General features: G+C 69.7%; 17 protein-coding genes. 8 read left to right on the forward strand and 9 right to left on the reverse strand.

Going from position 1 to position 13,806, the window contains the following annotated elements:
• The first annotated feature begins 6 nt into the window (after positions 1–6).
• From truA to J2Z79_RS01615, 6 genes are all read left to right on the forward strand, one after another.
• Complete coding sequence (truA, locus tag J2Z79_RS01590; RefSeq protein ID WP_245301905.1) at positions 7–816, forward strand: tRNA pseudouridine(38-40) synthase TruA; 810 nt, start codon at positions 7–9, stop codon at positions 814–816.
• A gap of 186 nt (positions 817–1,002) precedes the next feature.
• Positions 1,003–1,434: a 50S ribosomal protein L13 gene (rplM, locus tag J2Z79_RS01595; RefSeq protein ID WP_342589397.1), complete on the forward strand. Its 432-nt coding sequence runs from the start codon at positions 1,003–1,005 to the stop codon at positions 1,432–1,434.
• Between the two features lie 22 nt (positions 1,435–1,456).
• Positions 1,457–1,852, forward strand: a complete 396-nt coding sequence (gene rpsI / locus J2Z79_RS01600; protein WP_209465105.1) for a 30S ribosomal protein S9 — start codon at positions 1,457–1,459, stop codon at positions 1,850–1,852.
• A 106-nt stretch (positions 1,853–1,958) separates the two neighbouring features.
• On the forward strand, positions 1,959–2,291 hold the full coding sequence (locus tag J2Z79_RS01605; protein WP_209465106.1) for a hypothetical protein: 333 nt from the start codon (positions 1,959–1,961) through the stop codon (positions 2,289–2,291).
• A gap of 62 nt (positions 2,292–2,353) precedes the next feature.
• Entirely contained in the window at positions 2,354–3,106 is a 753-nt protein-coding gene (locus J2Z79_RS01610) for an N-acetylmuramoyl-L-alanine amidase (RefSeq protein WP_209465107.1), read from the forward strand.
• Between the two features lie 104 nt (positions 3,107–3,210).
• Positions 3,211–3,795 carry a thymidine kinase gene (locus J2Z79_RS01615; RefSeq protein WP_209465108.1) on the forward strand — a complete coding sequence of 195 codons (585 nt, stop codon included), beginning with the start codon at positions 3,211–3,213 and terminating at the stop codon, positions 3,793–3,795.
• A gap of 44 nt (positions 3,796–3,839) precedes the next feature.
• Here the strand turns inward: J2Z79_RS01615 and J2Z79_RS01620 are convergent, their stop codons facing one another.
• The 5 genes from J2Z79_RS01620 to J2Z79_RS01640 form a co-directional block, all read right to left on the reverse strand.
• Positions 3,840–5,057, reverse strand: a complete 1,218-nt coding sequence (locus J2Z79_RS01620; RefSeq protein ID WP_209465109.1) for a Zn-dependent hydrolase — start codon at positions 5,055–5,057, stop codon at positions 3,840–3,842.
• Between the two features lie 92 nt (positions 5,058–5,149).
• Entirely contained in the window at positions 5,150–6,406 is a 1,257-nt protein-coding gene (gene dcuC, locus J2Z79_RS01625) for a C4-dicarboxylate transporter DcuC (protein WP_209465110.1), read from the reverse strand.
• A gap of 79 nt (positions 6,407–6,485) precedes the next feature.
• Positions 6,486–7,604, reverse strand: a complete 1,119-nt coding sequence (locus J2Z79_RS01630; RefSeq protein WP_209465111.1) for a M20/M25/M40 family metallo-hydrolase — start codon at positions 7,602–7,604, stop codon at positions 6,486–6,488.
• A 319-nt stretch (positions 7,605–7,923) separates the two neighbouring features.
• The gene (locus J2Z79_RS01635) at positions 7,924–9,219 is read right to left on the reverse strand and encodes an amidohydrolase (RefSeq protein WP_209465112.1); all 1,296 of its coding nucleotides are present in this window, start codon (positions 9,217–9,219) and stop codon (positions 7,924–7,926) included.
• 116 nt (positions 9,220–9,335) lie between these two features.
• A complete protein-coding gene (locus J2Z79_RS01640; RefSeq protein WP_209465113.1) occupies positions 9,336–9,920 on the reverse strand; it encodes a class I SAM-dependent methyltransferase in 585 nt (194 codons plus the stop codon).
• Positions 9,921–10,010: 90 nt separating this feature from the next.
• On the opposite strand from J2Z79_RS01640, the gene J2Z79_RS01645 reads away from it, so the two are divergent.
• Positions 10,011–10,403 (forward strand): thioesterase family protein, encoded by a 393-nt coding sequence (locus J2Z79_RS01645; protein WP_209465114.1) that lies wholly within the window; start codon positions 10,011–10,013, stop codon positions 10,401–10,403.
• Positions 10,404–10,456: 53 nt separating this feature from the next.
• The gene (gene leuB, locus J2Z79_RS01650) at positions 10,457–11,563 is read left to right on the forward strand and encodes a 3-isopropylmalate dehydrogenase (RefSeq protein WP_209465115.1); all 1,107 of its coding nucleotides are present in this window, start codon (positions 10,457–10,459) and stop codon (positions 11,561–11,563) included.
• Between the two features lie 47 nt (positions 11,564–11,610).
• Here the strand turns inward: leuB and J2Z79_RS01655 are convergent, their stop codons facing one another.
• Genes J2Z79_RS01655 through J2Z79_RS01670 form a run of 4 tightly spaced genes read right to left on the reverse strand, consistent with a single transcriptional unit; the run spans position 11,611 to position 13,666 of the window.
• On the reverse strand, positions 11,611–11,982 hold the full coding sequence (locus tag J2Z79_RS01655) for a GerW family sporulation protein (protein ID WP_209465116.1): 372 nt from the start codon (positions 11,980–11,982) through the stop codon (positions 11,611–11,613).
• A gap of 1 nt (position 11,983) precedes the next feature.
• Positions 11,984–12,688, reverse strand: a complete 705-nt coding sequence (locus tag J2Z79_RS01660; protein WP_209465117.1) for a hypothetical protein — start codon at positions 12,686–12,688, stop codon at positions 11,984–11,986.
• A 28-nt stretch (positions 12,689–12,716) separates the two neighbouring features.
• Entirely contained in the window at positions 12,717–13,133 is a 417-nt protein-coding gene (locus tag J2Z79_RS01665) for an anti-sigma factor family protein (RefSeq protein WP_209465118.1), read from the reverse strand.
• 5 nt (positions 13,134–13,138) lie between these two features.
• Complete coding sequence (locus J2Z79_RS01670) at positions 13,139–13,666, reverse strand: RNA polymerase sigma factor (protein WP_209465119.1); 528 nt, start codon at positions 13,664–13,666, stop codon at positions 13,139–13,141.
• Between the last annotated feature and the right edge of the window lie 140 nt (positions 13,667–13,806).

The following is a 13,806-nucleotide window of genomic DNA, read 5'->3' on the forward strand; positions in this document are numbered from 1 at the left end:
GAGGTGATGGCGGTGCGGTCGATCAAGCTGATCCTCGCGTACGACGGCACCGCCTACGCGGGCTTTCAGCGGCAGCCCAACGGCGTCACCGTCCAGCAGCGGCTGGAGGAGGCGCTGCGGGCCGTCACCGGCGAACCCGACCTGCGGATCGCCTCGGCGGCGGGGCGCACCGACGCGGGCGTGCACGCCCGGGGGCAGGTGGTCCACGTCCGCACGGGGGCCACCATCCCGGTGGACCGCTGGCCCGCCGCCCTGAACAGCCGCCTCCCCGAGGACATCGCCGTGGTCGGCGCGGAGGCCGTGCCGCCCGACTTCCACGCCCGGTACTGGGCGCGGGAGAAGCGGTACCGGTATACCTTCCACGTCTCGCCTTACCCTGCGCCGCTGATCCGGCACTTCGCTTACCACTGGCACAGGCCGCTGGACCTCGCGGCCATGCGGCGGGCGGCGGACCTCCTGGTGGGCCGGCACGACTTCGCCGCGTTCCGGGCTTCGGGGGGATCGGCCAAGACGTCGGTGCGCACCGTCACGCGGCTGTCGCTCACACCGCAGGGCACGCTCCTGTTCCTGGACGTGGCGGCGGACGGGTTCCTCTACAACATGGTGCGCATCATCGCCGGCACCCTGCTCGAGGTCGGGGCCGGGAGGCGCACCATCGCCCAGGTGGCGCAGGCGCTGAAGACGGGCGACCGGCGGCTGGCCGGCCGCACACTGCCGCCGCACGGCCTTTGCCTGGAAGAGGTCGTCTACGGCGACGGCCCCGCCCGGCCGGCGTGGTGGGCGGATGACGCCGACGCCGCGGACGACGCGGAGTAGGCGCCTTGACAGTGGTTGCGGCGCCAATGTATACTAATGGGCGTTGACCTCGCCGCCACTGGAGGCACGGGTTGAGACCAGGAGCGACCTGGACCTCACGCCTTTCCCGAGTAGGGCGTGTACGCCAGGCGTCGTCCGATCGCATAGATGCCCCTCACCGATCCATCTTCCGTAGGAGGGAATCCAGTGAGCACTACATTCATGGCCAATCCGCAGAATGTCGAGCGGAAGTGGTACGTGGTCGACGCCGAGGGCAAGACCCTCGGACGCCTGGCCAGCAAGGTCGCCGCTGTTCTGCGTGGCAAGCATAAGCCGACTTTCACCCCGCACGTTGACTGTGGCGACTTCGTCATCATCGTCAACGCGGACAAGGTTCAGGTCACCGGCAACAAGGCCTCCGACAAGGTCTACCTGCGCCACTCCGGCTACCCGGGCGGCCAGAAGGCCATCACCTTCGAGCGCATGATTGCGACCAGGCCCACCCGCGTCCTCGAGCTCGCCATCAAGGGCATGCTTCCCCACAACCGGCTTGGGCGGCAGATGTACCGCAAGCTGAAGGTGTACGCTGGTCCGGAGCACCCGCATGCGGCGCAGAAGCCGGAGCCGCTTGAGGTCTAATCGAAAGGAGGCGTGTTGATCGATGTCGACTCTGACGCAATACTGGGGCACCGGCCGTCGCAAGAACGCCATCGCCCGCGCCCGCCTCGTGCCGGGCACTGGCAACTTCGTGGTGAACGGCCGCACCCTCGCTGACTACTTCGGCCTTCAGACCCTCCAGATGCTGGTGGAGAGCCCGCTGGCGATCACCGGCACCGCTGGCAAGTACGACGTCTACCTGAACGTGATCGGCGGCGGCATCTCCGGCCAGGCCGGCGCGTGCCGTCACGCGATCTCCCGGGCCCTGCTCAAGGTCGACGGCTCGCTGCGTCCGGTCCTCAAGCAGGCCGGCTTCCTCACCCGCGATCCGCGCATGAAGGAGCGCCGCAAGTACGGCCTCAAGAAGGCCCGCAAGCGCCCGCAGTTCTCCAAGCGCTAAAGATGTACAGGCCCGTGGCGAAAACCCGCCACGGGCCTTCTTGCTGCCCGCTGCGGGTGAACGGTGGCCCGCCCGGGCGCGTCCCATGCGTGGGAGGTGGTGTGCGGTGGAGCGCATCGTCCGCAAGGTTGGGACCGCGTGGCGGGGCAGCCTGCTTTGGGGCGCGCTGGCCTTTCTCGCCCTGGCGGCCTGCGGGGGCCTGCACGCGTGGCTGTCGGGAGAGCCCGCGCCGCCCGTGATCGCGACCTGGTGCGAGTGGTTCGCCGCGCTGGCCCTCCTGCCCTATGTGTTCACCATGGGCGCATTCGGCCGCTGGGGGCAGGCGCGGGCCGTTGCGCCGGTCATCCACGGCTGGCGCGCGGCCCTGGTCGTCTTCGCCCTGGACCTGCTGCTGCGGGCGGCGCTGGGGCTGGGGCTGACGCCGTACTACACCGGCTGAGACGAGCCAGACAAGCATATCAGACAAGCCGGCGCATACGCATCCTGTCAGGGGTGAGGCATGTGCGCAGGCTTGGTTGGGGCCAGGCGCTGCTGGTGGGCCTGGTCCTTCTCGTTCTGGCAGCGGCCCTCCGCGCAGCGTGGGTGGGTCGTCAGGCCGCCCGGCCGGAGGCGCCTGAGGAGCCGCAGAGGCCGCCAGGGCCGCTGGCGGGAATGGTCATCGTGGTCGACCCCGGGCACGGCGGCTGGGACCCGGGTGCGGTGGTGGACGGGGTCAAGGAGAAGGAGCTGACGCTGCAGGTCGCCCTCCTGCTGAAGGAGATGCTGGAGGAGCGGGATGCAAAGGTGATCCTGACCCGGTCGGACGACAGCCACTTCTCCCGCACCGTGCGCGAGGATCTGAAGCAGCGCGTGGCCATGGCGGCGGAGCACCGGGCCGACATCTACCTCTCGCTGCACGCCAACAAGGACCGGTGCAACTGCTGGGGCGCCCAGACCTTCTACCAGAAGGGCGGGCGACCCGAGGGGAAGATCCTCGCCATGGCGATTCAGAACCGGCTGCGGGCGCTGACGGAGACCACCCGGTACGCCCTGCCCGGCGACTACTTCGTCCTGCGCACGTCGCAGATGCCCGCGACCATCGTCGAGATGGGCTTCCTCTCCAACCGGGCCGAGCGGGAGCGCCTGCAGCAGCCCGAGTACCAGAGAACGGTGGCCCGGGCGATCGCCGAGGGCGTGGAGGACTACCGGAAGCAGATTGCGGAGCAGCCGGGGGTTGTGCCCGAGAACCCGGCGGACCCGTCTCCCGGGCGATGAGCGGCGTTCGTCCTGCGGTCGTCGGCGGTGAACTCGGCGAAGGAATCGGGGCGTCGCTTCCCGAATCCCACTAGGAGTTGCAGCAGCCAGGGGAGGCGCCTACGTTGCTTCGGAACCTGAACTACGGTTGGATCGACGTGATCACGTCTGGAAGCATGTACGCCGGCAAGACGACCGAGCTGATCCGCCGGGTGAGGACGTACATTCTCGCCAAGCGCACCGCCGCTGTCTTCCAGCCCCGCATGGCGAAACGGTACACCGAGGACGAGGTGATCGTGTCGCACGACGGGCTGCGGTTCGAGGCGATTCACACCGACAGCCCGCTGGAGATCCTCTGGTACGCGGAGATCCACAAGCCCAACGTGATCGCCATCGACGAGGCGCAGTTCTACGACGAGATGCTGGTCTCGACCGTGCAGGAGCTGGCCAACCGGGGCCACTACGTGATCATCGCCGGGCTCTCCCAGACGTCGGAGGGCAAGCCCTTCGGCTGCATGCCGCAGCTGCTGGCCTTGGCCGACAGCATCACGTGCCTCTACGGCGTCTGCGTGGTCTGCGGCGAGCCGGCCACCAAGCCCTTCGCGCTCCAGGCCAAGACCGAGGACGTGATGGTGGGCGGCGGCGACCGGTACGAGGCCCGCTGCCGCAAGTGCTGGCTGGAGGGCCGGCGGCAGCGGGGCGAAGCCTGACGGATGTGGAACGGGGAGGCGATTGCCTCCCCGTCGCGCGTCCGCTACCTGAACGCCCTGACCGCTTCCGCCAGTACCTCAGCCCCGAGCGCGATCTCCTCGGTGGCGGTGAACTCGCCGGGGTTGTGGCTGAGCCCGTCCTTGCTGGGTACGAACAGCATCGCCGCCGGGGCGATCCTGGCCACGTACATGGCGTCGTGGCCCGCGCGGCTGACGGTCTTGAGATACGGTATGGACCTGCGCTCGCAGGCCCGGGAGAGCCGCTCGACCATCTGCGCATCCAGCGTGACGGGATCCTCCTCCGAGAGCGTCTCGATCTCGATGGGTACGCCCCGCCGCGCCGAGACCTCGTCCACCAGGGCGCGGAAGCCGCCGGTCAGCCGCTGGATGGCGGCCTTCTCGATGCCCCGGATGTCGATGCCGAGTTCGACCTCGCCGGGGATGACGTTGATCGAGACCGGCTTCAGGCTGAAGACCGTCGCCGTGGCCACCACGGCGTCGCCGATCTCCCTGGCGAGGCGCTCCAGCCCGAGCACGATCTCGGCGGAAGCCGCCAGGCCGTCCCTGCGGCGGCCCATCAGGGTGGAGCCCGAGTGCGACGCCGTGCCGTGGACGAAGACCTTGTAGCGGGACGGGGCCGCGATGTGGCTGACCACGCCGACGGGCTTGCCGGCGATCAGCAGCTCCGGCCCCTGTTCCACGTGCAACTCGTAGAAGCCGGCGATCGGGCCGAAATCCCGGGGGCCGCCGACGAGGTCGTAGCCCGCGTTCTGCCGGATGGCCTCGCCGAAGGTAACGCCGTCCCGGTCCCTGTAGCTCAGCAGTTCGTCCTCCGGGATGATGCCGGCCAGGCCCTTGGAGCCCATGGTGGCGCGCCCCCAGCGGGAGGACTCCTCCGCGGTGAAGTTGACCACGCCCACGGGGATGTCGGGCAGCCGGCCGTCCTCCTTGAGGGCCCGGATGACCTCCAGGGCCCCCACGACGCCGACCACGCCGTCGAAGCGGCCGCCGTCGGGGACGGAGTCCAGGTGCGAGCCCAGGAGCAGCGCGGGCCGGTCCCACTCGCCGAGCACGCCCGCCACGTTGCCGAACCGGTCGATGCGCACCTGCATGCCGATCTCCCGGCACAGCCCGATGAAGTGGGCCCGGGCCTGCCGGTCCTCCGGGGTCAGGGCGAGGCGGGTGACCGCCGTGGGGCCGGACTTGCCGAACTGGGCGAAGGCGTGCAGGTCGCGTTCGATGCGGGAAGCCTGAACAGGCATGGGGCACCTCCTGCGTACTGAGGATGTAGGAAAGCGGGGTTCTGCGGGCCGCTGAGGCCGCAGAACCCCGATCTTGCGATACCGCCCTGCGCTTACAGGCCCATCATCACAAAGGCGACGATGCTGGCCAGGATCATGCCGGGCGCGTTCCGCTTGGCCACCTCGATCGGGTTGACGCCGGCGATGCCGGACACGACGATGGCGGCGCCGGCCACCGGGCTCATCGAGCGGCCCAGGGAGCCGGCCAGCGAGGCCAGGGTGCCCAGCGGGGCCATCTCCATGCCGAAGGTGGCCGCGTGCGGCGTGACCGCCTCGTTGAAGGCGATGGTGGCGGCGTCGCCGGAGCCGGAGAGGATGGCGACCAGCATCGGACCCCACGTGCCGGCGGCGGCGACCGCCCCCTGAACGCCGGTGACGGCGTTGATCAGCATGTCGATCAGCCCGATCTGGCCGAGGCCGGCGGCGAAGACGCCGGCGGCGATGATGATGCCGATGACGTCGCCGTAGGCCTTGCCCATGCCGTCAAAGAACGACTTGGAGACCTCGGCGGGGGAGGTGCGGGTGACGACCAGGGCGAGGATGGTGCCGATGACCATACAGGCCGCAACCGTCAGGCCCCAGTCCTTCATGGCCGGCACGGTGGCGCCCAGGATGAGCAGGACCAGCGGGATCACGGGGACCATGGCGTAGAGGAAGTTCACCTTGAACTCGGCGCCGGAGCCCAGATCCTGGGGCTGGTAGCCCCGGTCCTCCTTGCGGATGAAGGCGTAGACGGCCAGCGCGATCGCGCCGATCAGGCCGGCCACCACGGTGGCGGCGGTGATGACGGCGATGGTCTCCACCACGGAGAGGCCGGACATGTCAGAGACCATGACGATGTGCGCGCTGCCCGGGCTCAGCACGGAGCCAAAGGTGCCGGCGAGAACCGCAGCGGCGGCGACGGCCGGGTGGATGCCGGCGGCCATCATGACCGGGATCAGGACGGCACCGACGGCGGCGCTGCAGCCGGCGGCGCTGGGGAGGGCGATGTTGATCAGGAAGGTGGCCATCGTGGAGGCTGGGATCAGGATCGCGCGGAGCTTGGTGACGCCCCCCGCGACCAGGTGCACCAGGTGCTGGTCGCACTTGGTCAGCTTCATGACGTAGGCAAAGCCCATGACGGAGCAGATAGCGGTGATGAGACCGGCGTTGGTCATCGACTTGGTGAACTGTTCGAAGGCGGCCATCGGCTTCAGTGAGATCGTCGCCATCAGGAGGCCTGCGGTGAAGAGGACGAGTCGGGTCTCATACCGTTTGATGATTGCATAGATGGTTGCGAGGACGATGAGGATTCCAATCCACGGAAGCATTCGGCAATCACGCTCCCTCTGGGGTATTTATGTCAACGGCGGGACTCGCCGGAGCCCCGCCGCTCACACTCGGGGAGGCCTATAGGGCGGCGTACTCCTGAATCAGTGCATAGACCACCGCGCCGATCTTCTCCAGCTCGGAGACGGGGATGCTCTCCTTCAGGCTGTGGGCGCCGCGGTAGCCGGTGCCGAGGTTGCACGCCTGAATGCCCTTCGTGTTGAAGAGGTTAGCGTCGCTGCCGCCGCCCGTGGCGCGCAGCTCCGGGTGCAGACCGACCCGGCGGATCGCCGCGAAGGCCCGCTCGAGCACCACATCGCCCGGCTTCAGGTTCACGGGGCCGTACGCGAACTGGATGTCCGCCTCGACCCGGGCGCCGAACTCGGCGGCGGTCTTCTCGAAGACCTCGGTCATGTGGGCGACCTGGGCCTCCATCTTCTCCATCACGAGGGACCGGGCGTCGCCCTTCATCTCGAAGGTCTCCATGACGATGTTGGTCGCGGCGCCGCCCTGGGCCAGGCCGATGTTCGCGGTGGTCTCCTCGTCGATGCGGCCCAGCTTCATGCGGGTGAGCGCATGGGCGGCGACGATGAGGGCGTTCACGCCCTTCTCGGGCTCCACGCCGCCGTGCGCGGCCTTGCCGATGATCCGGTAGGTCAGCTTGGTCTGCGCAGGCGCCTGGTTGACCACCGTGCCCACGGGGGTCGACGAGTCGATGATGAAGGCCTGCTTCGCGGTCAGCTTCGAGTAGTCGAGGTGCTTGGAGCCGTTCAGGCCGCCCTCCTCGGCGATGGTGAAGACCACCTCGATGTCGGGCCGGTCGATGCCCTGCTCCAGCGCACTCTGGATGCCCTCGAGGATCGCAGCCAGTCCGGCGCAGTCGTCGGCGGCCAGGATGGTGGTGCCGTCGCTGGTGATGATGCCGTCCTTGACCTGCGGCTTGATGCCGATGCCCGGGTTGACCCGGTCCATGTGGGCGCAGAGGAGCAGGGTCTCGGTGGACCTGGTGCCCTTGAGCCTGGCGATGATGTTGCCGGTCTCGCCGCCGATGAGCTCGCCGGCGTTGTCGCGCTCCACCGTGAAGCCCATCGCCTCCAGCCGGGACTGGAGCAGGTCCGCCATGCGCCCTTCCTGCTTGGTCTTGGAATCGGTGGTCACCAGGGTCAGGAACGTGTCAAGGATCCGGGCGTTGTTGATCAAGACTCGTCACCTCGAAGTCCTTCATGATCGCTCCGGAGGAGCGTGAACCCGTTCCGCGGGAAATAACGGCGGGGCATCCCCCTATAACATCGCCGCAACTCTACAACTGTCATTCTACCGGCAACGCGCGTAGACCCGATATAGAGCACAGTGGGCAACCGCTTATAGTGCGCAGTCACCAGCTTTCCCGTACTCATAGGAGGTTCTACCCCCTCGGGCGTGCGTATGATGCCCGTCGCCCGGAACCCTCGTGCGCGTGCGCGCGAGACGGCCCCGCCGCAGGGGCGGGGCCGCCCTGAGACCGGGCTTTTCCTTCACGCTACCGGCCGGCCAGCTTCAGCACGGTGCGGGTCATGACCTCCACGCCAATCGGGAGGGCATCCTCGTCGATGTCGAAGCGGGAGTCGTGGTGCGGCGCGGCGATCTTCGTGCCGATCATCATGTAGGTGGCCTTGCCGCCCCGGGACTGCACGCGCTCCATCATCCAGGCATAATCCTCGCTGCCCCCGAGGTCCCCGCTCGGCACGATGCGGGTGACCGACGGGGTCTCGGACGCAGCGTGGCCGACGACCTCAGCCAGCTCGGGATCGCTGGTGCCGCCGGCGGCGCTGCCCATCGGACGGATCTCCACCTTCACGTCCCACATCTCGGCGGCGGCCCGGATCACCCGCTCAGCGTTGGCCCGCATGTAGGCGTCGATCTCGGAGGTGGCGCCGCGGGTCTCCAACTTCAGGACGGCGTGGGCGGGGGTGACGTTGCGGCCGGAGCCGGCCTGCAGCACGCCGACGTTGATCCGGGAGGCGCCGGCGGAGTGGCGGGGGATAGCGTGCAGGTTGAGGGCGGCGCTGGCCGCCGCCAGGAGCGCATTCCGGCCCTGCTCGGGCGCGGCCCCGGCGTGTGAGGGGACGCCGGTGAAGATGGCGTCCAGCTTCGAGGTGGCCAGGAAGCCCGAGCCGCCGGTGATGATCATGCCCGTCTCCCGGGCGGCGAAGCCGATGTGCGCACCCAGCAGGTAGTCGACGTCGTCGACGACGCCGGCCTCGACCATGGCGCGGGCGCCGCGCACGCCCTCCTCGGCCGGCTGGAAGATCAGCTTGACCGTGCCCCTCAGCTGGTCCCGCAGTTCGGCCAGCAACTGGGCGACGCCCAGGCCGATGGAGACGTGGGCGTCGTGGCCGCAGGCGTGCATCGCGCCGGGGTTCCGGGAGGCGAAGCCCTCCTTGCAGGGGCGGTGGCTCTCGTCGGTGGTCTCGGTGATGTCCAGGGCGTCCATGTCGAAGCGCATGCCGATGGTGGGGCCCTCGCCGCAGCGGAGGATGCCCACGACCCCGGTGTAGCCGCCGGCCATCTTCCGGGCGATCTCCGGGTTCGCCCCCTGCGTGATGGCGCGCTCCAGGTGGCGGTCGAGCTCAGCCTGGGTCGGCAGCCCTGCCATGTGCTCGGGGCTCAGCACCTCCGGGCCGTAGTGCACCTCGTACCCCAGGGCCGTCAGCCGCTCGACGACGTGGGTGGCAGTCCGGAACTCGGTCCAGCCGCTCTCCGCGTGCTGGTGGAGATCGCGGCGCGTGGCGATCAGGTGAGGCTTCAGTTCGGCGACTCGAGCTGCAATGTCCAATGTCCTCGCCTCCTTGGACACATTATCCCGGTAACCGGATGCAGCGAACACCCCCCAACCGGCCTATCGGCATGGGCAATCGGTCCCAAATTGCCCGGCGGACCAGGCTCAACGGGCTACTGGCGCGGCTTGACGAACCGGAGCCCGTAGGAGTACGGCCCCACGTCGCATGGGCCGGCGTAGTCAAACCCGGCGGCCGTGAACTCAGCCACCACGTCCTCGGGGGCGACCCGCGCGCTGACCGGCGGCCCCACAGGTGTGGCCTCCGGCTTCCAGTCCACCAGCAGGCAGAGGCCGCCCGGCTCCAGGATGCGCTTCACCTCGCCGACGAACATGGACGCCGGGTCAACCTCGTGGTAGACGTTCGCGATCAGCGCCGCCGCGCACGCCCCGGTGGGCACCGGCCACTCGTCCTCCTCCTCGGCGAGCACGGGCAGGACGTTCTCGAGCCCGGCCGCCCGGGCGCGCCGGCTCAGCAGGGCGAGCATCTCCGGGCTGAGGTCGACGGCGTAGACGCGGCCCCCGGGCGGCACGCGGCGGGCGGCCTCCAGTGCAAACCAGCCGGGGCCGCAGCCGACGTCGGCCAGGGCGGTGCACCGCTCGAGGTTCAGGTGGCGCAGGACCTGCGCCGGGTCGTGCCAGGCGCGCCTGCCCTCGTCCAGCAGGCGCTCGGCGTGCGCGGGATCGAACTGGTGGGTCACGGCAGGTCAACTCCTTTGCCCGGTGGGGCCAGGCAGGATCGGTTACAGTTTGGACGAATAAGGGGGCAAAACAGCACGGGAGGAGATGGCATGTCCCTGACCCCAGGCCTCAGCGCCGAGGCGGCGGTGAAGGTGACCCCGGAGAACTGCGCCAGCGCCGTGGGCAGCGGCGCCGTCGACGTCTTCGCCACGCCGATGATGATCGCCCTGATGGAGCAGGCAGCCGCCCGCGCAGTGGCCCCGCACCTGGCGGAGGACGAGGTGACCGTGGGCACCAGGATCTCCGTGGAGCACGTGGCGGCGACGCCGCCGGGGATGACGGTGCGGGCCGTGGCCACGCTGGAGGCGGTGGAGGGCCGCAGACTGGTCTTCCGCGTGGAGGCCTTCGACGACCGGGAGCGCATCGGCGGCGGCACCCACGAGCGGTACATCGTGAACAGGGCCCGTTTTCTGGCCCGGGCCGGCGAAAAGGCGTTGTCTTGAACCCTTTAGCGTGCTAAACTTTCTCCCAAGCTCACGCATGGAGGTGTTCCAGCTTGGCCCGGCCCACCTATCGCATCGCCTGCCTCCCCGGTGACGGCATCGGCCCCGAGGTCACCCGGGGGGCGGTCACGGTGCTGGAGGCAGCCGCCGCTGCCTACGGCTTTGCGCTCGAGTTCTCCGCCCACCCGGTGGGCGGCGCCGCGTACGACGCTGCGGGAACCCCGTTCCCCGACGAGACCCGGGAAGCCTGCGACGCCGCAGACGCCATCCTCTTCGGAGCGGTGGGCGGTCCGCAGTACGACGGGCTCCCGTGGGAGCACCGCCCTGAGGCCGCGCTGCTGGCGATCCGCAAGCGCTACGACCTCTACGCCAACCTGCGGCCCATCCTGCTCTACCCGCCGCTGCGGGACGCCTCGCCCCTCAAGAACGAGATCATCGGCGGCGGGGTCGACTTCATCATCGTGCGGGAGCTGGTGGGGGGCATCTACTTCGGCGAGCCCCGGGGCATCACCACGCTGGAGGACGGCACCCGCCGGGGCGTGAACACCGAGGTGTACACAGACGCCGAGATCGCCCGCATCGCCCGCATGGGCTTCACCATCGCCCGCGGGCGCCGGCGGAAGGTCACCTCCGTCGACAAGGCCAACGTGATGGAGGCCGGACGGCTCTGGCGGACGGTGGTCGACGAGGTCGCGCGGGAGTTCCCGGACGTCGAGGTGGAGCACCTTCTGGCCGACAACGCCGCGATGCAGATTCTGCGCCGGCCCGGCGACTTCGACGTGATGCTGGCCTCCAACCTCTTCGGCGACTTCCTTTCGGACGAGGCGGCCATGCTGACCGGCTCCATCGGCCTCCTGCCCTCGGCCTCGCTCGGGGCCGCGCAGAACCGGCTGGGCCTGCCCAAGGGCTTCTACGAGCCGATCCACGGCTCCGCCCCCGACATCGCCGGCCGGGACCTGGCCAACCCGCTGGCCGCGATCCTCTGCGGCGCCATGCTGCTGCGCCACTCCCTGGGACAGGAGGAGGCCGCCTTGGCCGTGGAGCGGGCGGTTGTCCGGGTGCTGGAGGAGGGCTTCCGGACCGGCGACATCAAGGTGCCGGGCACCGCCGTGCTGGGCACCGCGGCCATGGCCGCCGAGGTCGCCCGGCGGATCGGGTAAAGCGCGACAGGGCCCGCCTCTGGGGCGGGCCCTGCTCGCGGGAAGCGCTACTCCTCGGCCTTCCCGTCCTCGCTCTTCTCCTTGCCCTTGATGGAGCCGATCTTCTCCACGAGCCCCGGAATCGCCTCGACGATCCTGTCGATGGCGCCGCCCTTGCCCAGGGGCAGGACCGAGACGTCGCCGTCCCGCACGACGATCACCGCACGGGCGGACAGGCGTGCGCCTGCCCCGCCGCCGCTGCCGGAGCCCCCCTGCTTCTCGTCCCGGCCCTCACCGCCCCCGGCGCCGAAGCCGAACATCAGGTCCACGACCGGGATCAGCGTGACGGAACCCATGGTGATGGGCTCTCCCACGACCGTCTTGGTGCTCAGGTGCTTCTCCAGGGCCGCGATCACCGAATCCATGATCTCCACAGCCATGTCATGATCCTCCTTGTAGTAGGATTTGCCGCAGGGGCCGGAGGCGAACCTGGCCCACCAGGTAGTTCCAGATCTCCCGCCTGCGCAGTACCCGCCAGGCGACGGCGAGCACCCGGAAAACATACAGCCGTCCGGACAGCTCCGCCCAGCCGATCACACATGCGCGCAGGAAGTCCGGGCGGAGGCGCAGCGACTGCCCGAGGCCGGCCCCCCAGCGCAGGGCCTCGCACAGGCCGGTGAGGGAGGGGTCACTGAAGCCGTAGGTCAGCTCGCCGGCCAGCCTGACCCCCAGCGAGCGCCAGAGCCTACGGGGCACCCGGGCCAGCTCCTCGGCGAGGGCGAGCAGCACGGACGGATCCGGACGGCGCCTGCGCCTGGGCTCTCTGCGGGGCTTCTCCCGCCGTTCCCGGGCGGAGGGGATCCGACTGCCTTCCGCGCGCCGGCCGCCGCCCAGTCGGAACCCCAGCAGCCGGACGTCCGTCCAGGCCAGATCCCCGTTGCGCCAGGTGAACCCGCCGGAGAGGGCCAGCAGGCCCCAGCGCAGGCGGAAGCGTCCTTCTGCACGGCCGGCGAGGGCGTCCTCCCATCCTTCCGCCGCCAGGTCCGGCTCTACCCGCAGGCGGAGGTCGAAGGGTACGAGCAGGAGCAGGAGGACGAGCAGGGCGACGAGCCCCAGCAGTACCAGCAGGGCCCAGAGCGTGGCCATGGCCAGCGTTTCGAGGAAGGTCAGCAGTCTAGCCGCCTCCCTTCCGCCGCCGCAGCAGCGCCCGCAGCGTGCGCCCTCCGGCCCGCAGCAGCCCCTCCACCCCGGCCTGGCCCAGGCTGCCCAGCGTCCGCGCCGGGCGCGTGACGGCCGGGTTGGCGGTCAGCCAGAGCGTTGACAGGTCCCACGACCTGGCACCCGCGGCACGGGTGGGCTGGTGGCGCCGGTACTCCGCCAGCAACTGCTCCGCGAGGGCGTCCGGGTCGGTGGTGGGCGCGGGGGCCAGCCGATCGAGCCGGCTCAGGTCCCAGTACAGGCTCTTGTAGGTGCCGGCCCTGCGGCGGCACGCCGCGCACGACTCCAGGTGAGCCTCCACCAGCGCTGCCTCGGCGGGATGAAGGGCCCCGTCGACGTAAAGTTGCACGAGTTCGTCATCGCAGCGCATCATCGGGATCACTCCTCCCGGGTGGCCAGTCGGTCTCGCAGGAGGCGCCTGGCCCGGAACAGGTAGGTCTTGACGGTTCCGACGGGCAACTCGGTCAGCCTGGCGATCTCCTCGTAGGAGAGGTCCTCCTGGTGGCGCAGCGTCACCACGATCCGCCAGAGGGGCGGCAGTTCGGCCAGCGCACGGGTCAGGTCCAGCAGCGTCCAGGCCGGCTCATCCGCCGCCCCGGCCGGCAGGGCGGACTCGGGCAGCTGTTCCAGCGACAGGTGCTCCTTGCGGCTCTTCAGCAGGTTCAGCGCGAGGTTCGTCGTCACCCGCCGGAGCCACGGCCAGAGCGGCCGCGCTGTGTCCAGCGAATCGATGGCCCGGACGGTGCGCAGGAAGACCTCCTGGGTAAGATCCTGTGCGTCTTCCCGGTTCTGGACGTAGGTGTACGCGGTCCGGAAGACCCTCTCCTGATAGGCTGCGACCAGGCGAGCGAATCCCGCCGAATGGCCCTGCTGGCAGAGTTCGATGATCGTCGAGTCCCGGTCCATCGGCGAGCCCCCCATCTGGTGCTCTACTCTGTACTACAAGGCAGCCCCGGGGAAAGTTTCAGGATGACGCCGTTGCTGTGGTCCCTTTCACCGGAAGAGACGCGAACCCGCTGGGCGGATGCTCCACCCAGCGGGCATGG

The organism is Symbiobacterium terraclitae (assembly GCF_017874315.1).
In the GTDB taxonomy this organism is placed as follows: domain Bacteria; phylum Bacillota; class Sulfobacillia; order Symbiobacteriales; family Symbiobacteriaceae; genus Symbiobacterium; species Symbiobacterium terraclitae.

Excerpts from the sequence above, each read along its gene's own strand:
- J2Z79_RS01645 (WP_209465114.1), top strand. The coding sequence starts at position 10,011 with ATGTCCCTGACCCCAGGCCTCAGCGCCGAGGCGGCGGTGAAGGTGACC.
- J2Z79_RS01655 (WP_209465116.1), bottom strand. The coding sequence starts at position 11,982 with ATGGCTGTGGAGATCATGGATTCGGTGATCGCGGCCCTGGAGAAGCAC.
- J2Z79_RS01670 (WP_209465119.1), bottom strand. The coding sequence starts at position 13,666 with ATGGACCGGGACTCGACGATCATCGAACTCTGCCAGCAGGGCCATTCG.
- J2Z79_RS01665 (WP_209465118.1), bottom strand. The coding sequence starts at position 13,133 with ATGATGCGCTGCGATGACGAACTCGTGCAACTTTACGTCGACGGGGCC.
- J2Z79_RS01660 (WP_209465117.1), bottom strand. The coding sequence starts at position 12,688 with ATGGCCACGCTCTGGGCCCTGCTGGTACTGCTGGGGCTCGTCGCCCTG.
- dcuC (WP_209465110.1), bottom strand. The coding sequence starts at position 6,406 with ATGCTTCCGTGGATTGGAATCCTCATCGTCCTCGCAACCATCTATGCA.
- J2Z79_RS01620 (WP_209465109.1), bottom strand. The coding sequence starts at position 5,057 with ATGCCTGTTCAGGCTTCCCGCATCGAACGCGACCTGCACGCCTTCGCC.
- truA (WP_245301905.1), top strand. The coding sequence starts at position 7 with ATGGCGGTGCGGTCGATCAAGCTGATCCTCGCGTACGACGGCACCGCC.
- rpsI (WP_209465105.1), top strand. The coding sequence starts at position 1,457 with ATGTCGACTCTGACGCAATACTGGGGCACCGGCCGTCGCAAGAACGCC.